Origin of the sequence: Stenotrophomonas maltophilia group sp. msm1, assembly GCF_032025805.1 — a bacterium.
Lineage (GTDB): Bacteria > Pseudomonadota > Gammaproteobacteria > Xanthomonadales > Xanthomonadaceae > Stenotrophomonas > Stenotrophomonas hibiscicola.
In genome coordinates, this window is sequence record NZ_JAVSKH010000005.1 from 146,577 (window position 1) to 157,376 (window position 10,800).

7 protein-coding genes are annotated in these 10,800 nt (G+C 67.7%); 3 read left to right on the top strand and 4 right to left on the bottom strand.

The genetic code is table 11. From position 1 onward, the window contains the following. Nucleotides 1–5 precede the first annotated feature (5 nt). Nucleotides 6–539: a hypothetical protein gene (locus ROV95_RS19695; protein WP_312545979.1), complete on the top strand. Its 534-nt coding sequence runs from the start codon at nt 6–8 to the stop codon at nt 537–539. A gap of 87 nt (nt 540–626) precedes the next feature. Here ROV95_RS19695 and ROV95_RS19700 read toward each other — a convergent pair whose 3' ends face one another. Beyond that, nucleotides 627–1,220, bottom strand: coding sequence for an SMI1/KNR4 family protein (locus tag ROV95_RS19700; RefSeq protein WP_312545981.1), 594 nt, complete (start codon nt 1,218–1,220; stop codon nt 627–629). 133 nt (nt 1,221–1,353) lie between these two features. On the opposite strand from ROV95_RS19700, the gene ROV95_RS19705 reads away from it, so the two are divergent. Beyond that, the gene (locus tag ROV95_RS19705; RefSeq protein ID WP_312545983.1) at nt 1,354–2,145 is read left to right on the top strand and encodes a dienelactone hydrolase family protein; all 792 of its coding nucleotides are present in this window, start codon (nt 1,354–1,356) and stop codon (nt 2,143–2,145) included. Between the two features lie 282 nt (nt 2,146–2,427). Here the strand turns inward: ROV95_RS19705 and ROV95_RS19710 are convergent, their stop codons facing one another. Continuing rightward, nucleotides 2,428–3,426, bottom strand: a complete 999-nt coding sequence (locus tag ROV95_RS19710; RefSeq protein WP_019659387.1) for a polyprenyl synthetase family protein — start codon at nt 3,424–3,426, stop codon at nt 2,428–2,430. A gap of 214 nt (nt 3,427–3,640) precedes the next feature. Between ROV95_RS19710 and ROV95_RS19715 the strand changes: the two genes are divergently transcribed. Beyond that, a complete protein-coding gene (locus ROV95_RS19715; protein ID WP_312545985.1) occupies nt 3,641–5,254 on the top strand; it encodes an alpha-glucosidase family protein in 1,614 nt (537 codons plus the stop codon). A gap of 230 nt (nt 5,255–5,484) precedes the next feature. Here the strand turns inward: ROV95_RS19715 and ROV95_RS19720 are convergent, their stop codons facing one another. Both ROV95_RS19720 and ROV95_RS19725 read right to left on the bottom strand, forming a co-directional pair. Continuing rightward, a complete protein-coding gene (locus ROV95_RS19720) occupies nt 5,485–8,241 on the bottom strand; it encodes a TonB-dependent receptor (RefSeq protein ID WP_026346956.1) in 2,757 nt (918 codons plus the stop codon). A 275-nt stretch (nt 8,242–8,516) separates the two neighbouring features. Further along, a complete protein-coding gene (locus tag ROV95_RS19725; protein ID WP_312546104.1) occupies nt 8,517–10,571 on the bottom strand; it encodes a glycoside hydrolase family 97 protein in 2,055 nt (684 codons plus the stop codon). Nucleotides 10,572–10,800: the final 229 nt, after the last annotated feature.

Consider the following 10,800-nt stretch of genomic DNA (forward strand, 5'->3'; position numbering starts at 1 on the left):
CCTGCATGTGCACCTTCATCACCCTGTTCCTGCCCACCTCGTTTGCGCACGTGAAAGCCGCCGCAATCATGGAGCGCAGCGGCCGGCGCCTGTTCTTACAGGATTCACCCAGCCTGCAGGTGGCGGTCGGACCCCACTGGCAGCCGTGGCTGAGTGCCACGCACTGCGATTGCGGCACGGCGCTGGCCTCGGCGCAGGCGGAGCCGGAATGGGAGGGCGATGCCGAGCGCTGGCGGAAGAAGGGCTGGAGCGAAGCCAAGATCGCCCGCGCGCTGGCCGAGCAGCGAGCGCGGCATGAACAGGATCAGCAGGTTCGTCGCGATGAAGCGCTGGGCGACGCCGGCCAGTGGCTGCAGCGCATCGATGCCCTGCTGGCCGCAAGCGCGGCGCGCGTCGGACTGCTGGCGCGCGACTACGACGGTTCGGTCGGTGCCCGGCAGCCGAAGCCGCCGGAACGCCACTGGCCGCGGGGCCAGCTGGCCGCAGCGGATCTGCTGGCGTTCGAGCCGGGCACGTTGCACTGGATCGAACGCGGGTAGTGCCGGCCGCTGGCCGGCAACCTGCGGGGAAATTCATCCACGCATGGCGTGGCTCTACTATAGCGCCGAGCCCACGCTCGGCGGCCTTCATTCGTCTTCGTCGATGAACGCGTAACCGCCGTCAATGAGCTGCTGCAGGTACGCATCGAAGCTCGGCGCGATGACCACGTAGCTGTCCGGGTCATGCAGATAGCGCACCACTTGGCCGACGCTGCCGCCCGGTGCCGGATCGAAATCCAGATACAGCATCGAGGTGCCGCCGTTGTTCATGCAGTGCGAGAAGCACAGGCGGCGGCTCATCGGCAGATCACCGTCGATGCCTTCACCCAGGATCTCCGGCTCCTCATCCAGCCACTCTTCGTAGATGGAACGGATGCTGTCGTCCCACCGCTGCTGGTCCTCGAAGATCTGCGCGACCGATCGCAGGTAGTACGGGTAGCCACCGTCCTCCACGTCCGAGCCCAGCATCAGTACGCAGACCTTGCCGCCGGGGTACTCCCGGTAGTGGGTGCCATCCACGCGCGATAGGAGTTCCACCAGGCTGTCCGGCACCTGCGGCCACTGCACACGCAGGCGCTGCAGGTCTTCAGCGCTGGCGCCCTGCACGTGGACCCACTGCGGGGCATCCTCGGCAGGCAAACGCGGGATCAGGCCAGACAGAAAGCGATCAACAAGAGTCATGCGAAAAAAGGGGACGGAGGGGATCAAGTCGTATCCAACCACACCTGCGTCACGCCGCCAATGCAGAATGCGACGCGGGAGGGGCGAATACGGCTTAATCCCCTCCGTCCCCTTTTTCTTGCGGAGCAGGCGCATGAACCGTTGGCGTTGCGGCGTGGCGATGGTACTGGGACTGGCGGCGATGCCAGCGTGGGCGGCGATGAAGACGCAGCCGGTGGAATGGAAACACCAGGGCACGACCTTCAGTGGCGTGCTGGTCTATGACGATGGCGACAACGACAAGCGCCCGGGCCTGGTGATGGTGCCGAACTGGAAGGGTGTGAACGAGTCGGCAGTCGAGAAGGCCAAGCAACTGGCCGGCGACGACTACGTGGTGCTGGTGGCCGATGTCTATGGCAAGGACGTGCGGCCGAAGACCGATGCGGAGGCGGGGCCGGTGGCCAGCAAGCTGCGCAACGACCGGCCGCTGCTGCGTGCGCGTGCACTGGAAGCGGTGAACGTGCTCAAGGCGCAGGCCGGCAAGGTACCGCTGGATGCCAGCCGGATCGGTGCGGTCGGTTTCTGTTTCGGCGGCACCACGGTGCTGGAGCTGGCCCGCGCCGGTGCGCCGCTGGCCGCTGTGGTCAGCCTGCACGGCGGGCTGGGTTCACCGCTGCCGGCGCAGGCCGGTGGCAGCCATCCGTCGGTGCTGGTGCTCAACGGCGCCGACGACAGGAGCGTGACCGCCGAGGACATCGCTGGCTTCCAGAAGGAAATGGACGCGGCCAAGGTCGATTGGGAGTTCACCAACTACAGCGGTGCGGTGCACTGCTTCGCCGAGCGCGACGCCAACAGCCCGCCGGGGTGCCAGTACAACGAGCGGGCGGCCAAGCGCGCGTGGAAGGCGCTGGATGAGTTCTTCGAGGAGCGCTTCGAGAAACGTTGATTCGTGCAGCGGTAGTTGGGGGGGGGGGGGGGCGCGCCCCCCGGGGGGGGGGGGGGGGGGGGGGGGGGGGGGCGCCCCCCCCCCCCCCCCCCCCCCCGCGCGGCCCCCCCCCCCCCCCGGGGCCCCCCCCCCCCGGGGCGGGGCGGGGGGCGCGCGCCGCGGCGCGGAGGCCGGCCCCCCCCCCCCCCCCCCCCCCCCCCCCCCGCCCCCCCCCCCCCCCCCCCCCCCCCCCCCCCCTGGCGGCGGGGGGGCCCCCCCCCGCGCCCCCCCCCCCACTACCGGTCAATGCGAGCGCTGCACCGCGTAGCGGGCCAGGCCACGCAGGGCGGCCACGGCATCGTTGTCGCCCAGGCCATCGAGCGCGCGCTCGGCGGCTTCGGCATATTCCTCGGCACGCGCGCGGCTGTACTCCAGGCCGCCGGTGGCACGGATCGCGGCCAGCACTTCCGGCATTGCCGAGGCGTCGCCGTCCTGCACGATGGTGCGCAGGCGTTCGCGGGTAGCGTCGTCGGAGTGGGCCATCGCGTGGATCAGCGGCAGCGTGGCCTTGCCCTCGGCGAGGTCGTCGCCCAGGTTCTTGCCCAGCTCCTCGGCGTTGGCCGAGTAGTCCAGCACGTCGTCGGCAATCTGGAACGCGTAGCCCAGGTGCATGCCGTAGTCGAACAGGGCCTGTTGCTTGGCTTCGTCTACGCCACTGGCCAGCGCGCCCAGGCGGGTGCCGGCGGCGAACAGCACCGCGGTCTTGCGCTCGATCACGCGGAGGTACGCGGCTTCGTCGGTATCGGGGTTGTGCACGTGCAGCAGCTGCAGCACTTCACCCTCGGCGATGCGGTTGGTGGCATCGGCCAGGATCTGCATCACCGACATGCGCTCCAGCTCGACCATCAGCTGGAAGCTGCGCGAGTACAGGAAGTCGCCGACCAGCACGCTCGGCGCGTTGCCCCACAGCGCGTTGGCGGTGCTGCGGCCGCGGCGCAGGCTGGATTCGTCCACCACGTCATCGTGCAGCAGGGTGGAGGTGTGGATGAACTCGATGATCGCCGCCAGCTGGTGGTGTTCCGGGCCGGCCTGGCCCACCGCGTGGCCGGCCAGCATCACCAGCATCGGGCGCAGGCGTTTGCCGCCGGCGGAAATGATGTGGTCGGCGATCTGGTTGATCAGCACGACGTCCGAAGACAGCCGGCGCCGGATCAGGGCGTCGACGGCGGCCATGTCGGCCGCGGCAAGCGACTGGATCTGGGGCAGGCCCAGGGCGGGACGGGTGTCTTCGGTGATGGTCATGCGATCAGGCTTTCAGGCTCACCACTGATTATAGGCGCTGGCCGTGAATTCGGGCGCAAACCGGTCCGCGCGGCAATTACAGCCCGGCCTGCGCGGCCCTCCGCGTGAATACGTATGCAGGTTGCGCCATGCCCGGGAGCCCGCCGCTAAGCTTGCCGGATCAGGATTTCGGCCCGCTGCCGGCGGGTCCCGCATGCCCGGAGGGGGGCTGTCGATGTCGCACTATCCATGGTGGCGCGGAGCCGTCATCTATCAGATCTACCCGCGCAGTTACCTCGATGCCAACGGCGATGGCGTGGGCGATCTGCCCGGCATCATCCAGCGCCTGGACCACATTGCCGCGCTGGGCGTGGATGCAATCTGGATCTCGCCGTTCTTCAAGTCGCCGATGGCCGACTTCGGCTACGACATCGCCGATTACCGCGACGTTGATCCGCTGTTCGGCAGCCTGGACGACTTCGACCGCCTGTTGGCCAAGGCCCACGGCTTGGGCCTGAAGGTGATGATCGACCAGGTGCTGAGCCACACGTCGATCGAGCATGCCTGGTTCCGCGAGAGCCGCCAGGACCGCAGCAACCCGAAGGCCGACTGGTACGTCTGGGCCGACCCGCGCGAGGACGGCACCCCGCCCAACAACTGGCTGTCGCTGTTCGGCGGCTGTGCCTGGCAGTGGGAGCCGCGCCGCGAGCAGTACTACCTGCACAACTTCCTGGTCGACCAGCCGGACCTGAACTTCCATCACCCGGACGTGCAGCAGGCCACCCTGGACAATGTCCGTTTCTGGCTCGATCGCGGCGTGGATGGCTTCCGCCTGGATGCGATCAACTTCTGCTTCCACGACGCACAGCTGCGTGACAACCCGCCCAAGCCCGCCAACAAGCGGGTGGGGCGCGGCTTCAGCCCGGACAACCCGTACGCCTACCAGTACCACTACTACAACAACACGCAGCCGGAGAACCTGCCGTTCCTGGAGCGCCTGCGCGCGCTGCTGGACGAATACCCGGGGGCGGTCAGCCTGGGCGAGATCTCTTCGGAAGACTCGCTGGCCACCACGGCCGAGTACACCCGCGATGGCCGCCTGCACATGGGCTACAGCTTCGAGCTGCTGGTGGACGACTACAGTGCGGCCTACATCCGCGATACGGTATCGCGGCTGGAAGCGGCGATGACCGAAGGCTGGCCGTGCTGGGCGGTGTCCAATCACGACGTGGAGCGTGCGGTCAGCCGCTGGGGCGGTCACCCGGCCGATCCGCGCCTGGCGCGGATGCTGGTGGCGATGCTGTGCTCGCTGCGCGGCTCGGTCTGCCTGTACCAGGGCGAGGAGCTGGGCCTGGCCGAGGCCGAGGTACCGTTCGAGGCCCTGCAGGACCCGTATGGCATCACCTTCTGGCCGAATTTCAAGGGCCGCGACGGCTGCCGTACCCCGCTGCCATGGACCGATGCGCCATTAGCCGGTTTCACCACCGGGCAGCCCTGGCTGCCGATCCCGGCCGAGCACCGCGCGGCGGCGGTGGCCGTGCAGGAGCGCGACCCGCATTCGGTGCTGGCGGCGTTCCGCGCGTTCCTGGCCTGGCGGCATACCCAGCCGGCCCTCCTGCACGGCAGCATCAGATTCCTTGAAAGCGCCGAGCCTGTGCTGCTGTTCGAGCGTATGCTTGCAGATGAAACCCTCCTGCTGGCCTTCAACCTGTCGGCCGAGGCGGTGACCCATCCGCTGCCGCCGGGGAACTGGCAGCAGGTGGCGGTACCGGGCCCGGATGCGGGCACGGTGCAGGGCAACGAACTCCAGCTGCCGCCGCGCGCGGTGTATTGCGCCCGACGCAGCTGACCGTTTTCTCCGGTGGCGGTACTTGCGGGGACGGGGCCGAAGCGCCCCGTCCCTTTTTTGTGAGCGGCATGGCCGGGCGCCGGTCGGTGGCATGCCGGTGACCGGGCGAAAGAAAACCCGCTGCCTGCGCAGCGGGTTTCCGGTCCTGCTCCTGGCTTCCGTCGCCGGGCATGGCCCGGCGCTACCGATGGGGTGGTTGCCGGCCAGCGGCCGGCACTACCCGGCTGTGGTCAGAACTTGTAGTTCACGCCCAGCATGTAGGTGCGGCCCCATTCGATGTACTCCAGCGGGCGGTCCTTGCTGCCGGCGTAGGTGCGGTACGGCTCGTTGGTCAGGTTGCTGCCCTGCAGAAGCAGGGTCAGGCCACGCAGGGCGCTGCTGTCGCTGAAGGTGTAGCTGACCTGCGCATCGGTCACGTTCTCGCCAACCACGTAGCGCAGGCTGCGGTTGCCGTTGAAGTTACCGATCTCGCCGATGAAGTCCGAACGCCGGCGCTGGCTGACGCGTGCTTCAAAGCCACTGCGCTCGTAGTAGGCGGTGAAGTTGTAGACACGCTTGGACAGGCCGGGCAGGCTGATCGGGTCACTGCCCACGCTGGAGGCGCTCTCCGGATCCAGGATGGTGATGTCGCTCTTGTTGAAGGTCGCGCTGGCCTGCACGCCGAAGCCACGCAGGCTGTCGGTCAGCATCTCCAGCGGGAACGATGCGGTCAGCTCCAGGCCCTTCAGCGTGCCGCCCTTGCCGTTCTGCGGCGCGGAGAAGGTGCCGGTGGTCAGCACCGGTGCGGTCATGCCCGGCGGCGGCACGTAGCTGCCCAGCAGCGCGGTGAAGTCGTAGTTATCGACCGACTGGGTGTAGACGTAGCTCTTCAGGTCCTTGTAGAAGATCGCGGCGGCCACGTAAGCCTTCTCGCCGAAGTACTTCTCATAGGACAGGTCCAGCGCGGTGGCACGCCATGGGTCCAGCAGCGGATTGCCGCCGCTGCCGCCGGGGCGGCCGGTGCCGGTGTCCACGCCGAACTCCAGGCCGGCGCGCATCTGGTCCACACGTGGGCGTGCGACCTGCTTGGCGACGGCGAAGCGCAGCGTCTGCTGGTGCGGGAACAGGAAGGCCAGGTTCAGGCTCGGCAGCCAATCGTTGTAGGTGCGGCCGTTCGAGTACGGCTGCACGTTGTTGCCGGCCGACTGCGAGCTGTCCCAGTAGCGCGAATCCGAGCTCTGGTCGGTGTGCTGCATCTGCACGCCGATGTTGCCGCGCACGCCGACGTCGCCGATGTCGGCGTTGATGTTCAGGCGCGCCCAGGCGGTGGTGATCTTCTCCTGCACCGTCCACGACTTGGGAATCAGGTAGTCCAGGTTGTCGACCGGGTTGAAGGTCATGTAGCGGCCGACCGCGGCCGGGACGTTCCAGGCCGGGATGGTGCCGAGGCCGGCGAAGCCGAGGTTGACCGGGCGATACTGCAGGTCCGAGGCGATGTTGGCATCGCCCTGCGCACCCAGCAGGATGTTGCCTTCGGACTGGGTCTTCACCTTGCGGCGGTCGGCGTAGTTCACGCCGATGTCGATGTCCGGCGCCCACGACGCGATGGCATCGGGCAGCGCGATGGTGGCGGCCAGCTTGCCACCCTTCAGGCGGTCTTCCACCTGCGGCACCTTGCCGTAGCCGGAGCCGTAGATGGTGTTGGTCAGGAACAGCGCATCGGGATTGGAGTAGTTCAGGCCCGGGCTGATCTGCGAGAAGCCGTTCTGGCGGATCGACACGCCGACCGTATCCAGCTGTGGCATCGGGGTCAGCTGCAGGTTGTTTTCCAGGTTCAGCTCATCGCGCGTGGCCTTGGAATAGTTCAGGTCGGCGACCAGCTTGACGCCGCCGAAGTTGAACTCGTTGTTCCAGCCGAACGCATCGATCTTGTCCTTGCGCTTGTTGTACATGCCGCGCACCAGCGGATACACGCCGCTGGCGGTGCCGCCGGTGAACGAACCATTGGCGTTGACCTGCGGGTTGCTGACCAGCAGGCCCGGGGTGTAGTTGCCGTTGTAGTTGCTGAGGTTCAGCTCGAACTGGTTGGCGGTGTCGATCTGCTCGGCTTCGGTGTGGAATGCATCGAAGGTGCTGGTCCAGCTGTTGTTCGGCCGGAACTGGATCGTCGCCATCACGCCGTCGCGCTTGTTGTTGCCGGTGCGGCGCAGCGCCTTGATGCCATCGGAGAAGTAGGTGCCGACGCCCACGCCCGGACGGTCGCCCTTGTCGGTGTGCTCGGTGGTCCACGGCTCGTACAGGCCGACCTGGTTCTCCTGGATCGGCATGTCGCTGTGCGCGTAGCCGATGGCGATGCCCAGGGTCTTGTCCAGGAACTGGTCGATGTAGCTGGCGCTGAAGCGGTTGCCGTATGGATCGACGTTGGCGGCGCGGCCCAGCGAACTCTTCTGGTAGCGGCCACTGACCGCGATCACGCGCTCGCCGAAGCTGAGCGGGCGCGCGGTCTGCATGTCGATGGTGCCCGACAGGCCCTGGCCGACCAGCGCCGCGTCCGGGGTCTTGTACACCGTCACGCCGTTGACCAGCTCGGACGGGTACTGGTCGAACTCGACGCCGCGGTTGTCGCCGGTGCTGACCACTTCGCGGCCGTTGAGCAGGGTGGTGGCGAAGTCCGGCGACAGGCCGCGCACGCTGATCACTTGCGCACGGCCCGCCACGCGCTGCGCGGCCAGGCCGGGCAGGCGCGAGATGGACTCGGCGATGCTGACGTCGGGCAGCTTGCCGATGTCTTCGGCGGAGATCGCTTCGACCACCGAGGTGGCGTCCTGCTTGACCGCGATCGCGCTCTCGATGCCGCGGCGGATGCCGGTGACCTGCACCGTATCCAGGTTGGTGGCGGCGGTGCCGGCCGGCGTGGTGGTGCTCTGCGTGGACTGTGCCGACGCCAGCGTCGGCGCCAGGACAACGGCCAGCGCGATGCTCAGCGCGCTGCGCTTGTGGTTCAACATTTTCCCCTCCCAGGCAATGTTGCAGATCGATTTGTGAGCGTTCCGGCGGGGCCGTGAACGTGCGACGCGGTGGCTGCTGTCGTCGCCGCTATGGTAGGCAGCGCGTTCTTCGCGGGAATCACCCTGCATACGTATTCAATGGCGTTTGCAGGGATGTAATCGCTTTCAAGTGTCTCGTTCTGTAGAGCCGAGCCCATGCTCGGCTGCATTTCGGTGCTACGCACCGCCGCCCGAGCGTGGGCTCGGGCGCTACGGGGGTGCAGGCAGGAAAACGTTCAGCGGATCGGCGTGAAGCGAATGGCCTGGCCACCGCCCGGTGCCAGTACCAGCGTCAGTGCATCGGCGCTGGTCACTTCGCGGGTTTCGCGTGCGAACGCGAATGGATTGCTGCGGAAATCCGCGCCCTCGCCATCGCGATAGATCTCGGCGCGATAGCGCACGCCCGGCTCAAGGAAGCCCAGCGATACCGGCAGCATGCGGCCGTGCTCATCGGTGATGCTGCCGAGGAACCAGTCGCGGCTGTTGCGGTCGCGGCGCACGATCGTCACGTAGTCGCCCACTTCACCATCGAGCACGCGGCTCTGCTCCCAGTCCACCGCCACGTCCTCGATGAAACGGAACGCCTCGCGATGCTGCAGGTAGTGTTCGGGCAGGTCGGCGGCCATCTGGATCGGGCTGTACAGCACCACGTACAGCGCCAGTTGGCGCGCCAACGTACTGGGGATGGCCTGGCCGTGGCGGCCCTTCAGGCTGAGGATGCCGGGGGTGTAATCCATCGGCCCGGCCAGCATGCGGGTGAACACCAGGTTGACCTCGTGCTCCGGCGGGTTCGGCGGCTGGCCCCAGGCGTTGTACTCCATGCCGCGTGCGCCTTCGCGCGAGATCCAGTTGGGATAGGTGCGGCGCAGGCCGGTGTCCTTGATCGGCTCATGCGGGTTCACCGACAGGTGCCGGCGCGCGGCTTCCTCCACGACCTTCAGATGGTGGCGGGCCATGAACTGCCCGTCATGCCACTCGCGCCACAGTGGGCCCCCCGTGGGATTGCGGCGGTCGACCTGGCCGTCGTCGCAGACGTAGCCGGTCTTGAACTGGTCCACGCCCAGCCGTGCATACAGGTCCAGCGCGGCGCCCAGCTGGTCCTCGTAGTGCTCGATGGCGCAGCCGGTTTCATGGTGGCCGATCAGGTGTACGCCCTTCTTCAGGCCATATGCCGACAGCGCTTCAATGTCGAAATCGGGCGTGGCCCGGGTGAAATCGAAGTCATAACCATTGCCCACCCACATGCCGTCCCAGCCCGGGTTCCAACCCTCCACCAGCACGCCACGGAAGCCGTGCGCAGCGGCAAAGTCGATCACCTTCTTCGTCTTTGCGGTGGTGGCCGCGTGCTTCGGCCCGGTCGCCCAGCTCTCGTTGTCCAGGTGCATCGACCACCACACGCCCAGGTACTTGGCTGGCTTCACCCAGCTCACATCGCCCAGCGCGTTGGGTTCGTTGAGGTTGAGGATCAGGTCCGATTCGATCAGGCCACCGGCACGGTCGGCGATCTGCAGCGTGCGCCACGGCGTGGCGAAGGGCAGGGCGCGGCGTACCTTCCAGCCTTCGGCCGAGGGCGAGAGCTGCGCGCGCAGGCGCTGGCCCTCGGTGCGCCGCAGCCACATGCCGGCGTAGTCCACCAGCGCCGCCTCGTGGATCGCCAGATACAGGCCATCGCGGCTGCGCAGGGTCATCGGCGTATGCGCCAGCGGCACCTCGCGCAGCGGCGTGCGCTGGTAGAGGTATTCGTAGTGGATCGGTTCACCCGCGGGGATCCACCAGGCGGTGGATTCAGGCGCGATGGCGAACTCGGTCAGTTCGTCATCGATGATCGCCTCGCGCAGGTTCGGTTGCTCAGGGAACACATAGCGGAAGCCCAGGCCATCGTCGTAGGCGCGGAACACCACATCCAGCCGACGCTTGCTGCCGGTGGTTTCGGCCAGCTGCACGGTCAGCTCGTTGAAGTGGTTGCGGGTGAGCCGGCGCTCGCCCCACGGCTGCTCCCAAGTGTCATCGACGCTGCGCCGCTGCTGGCCAAGCAGGGCGAAATCGCGGTCCAGGCGGCCATCGCGCAGGGCGAAGCCGAGCTTCGAATCCTCCACCACGGGCTCGCCGAAACGCTCGACGCGGTAGCGGGCGGTCCCGCCGTCCAGCACCAGGCTGACCTTCAGCACCTTGCCGGGTGATTCGACGCTGGCGACCTGTGGCGCGGCCTGTGCCAGCGTGGCCCAGGCCAACAGGACCAGGCCGAGCAGGTGCGCGATTGCCGCGCGTACAGCAGTGGGTGACATCGGCAGTTCCCCTCCCAAGGCGCCGTTGGCAGACCCGGACCATAAGCCAGCACAGCAGGCGCGCTACCGCGTGGCGCCATGAATACGTATGCAGTTGGACGCAGCCGACAGCCCCGCGTCTACCATGGGGCCAAGGCACCTTGAGGGAGGGGCCGTGCCCGCCCGCCGGCAGCGACGGTGCGGACCTACAACGCGTGCAGAGAGGGAGGGAGGCCGACGGGCGCAAGCCGGTCCG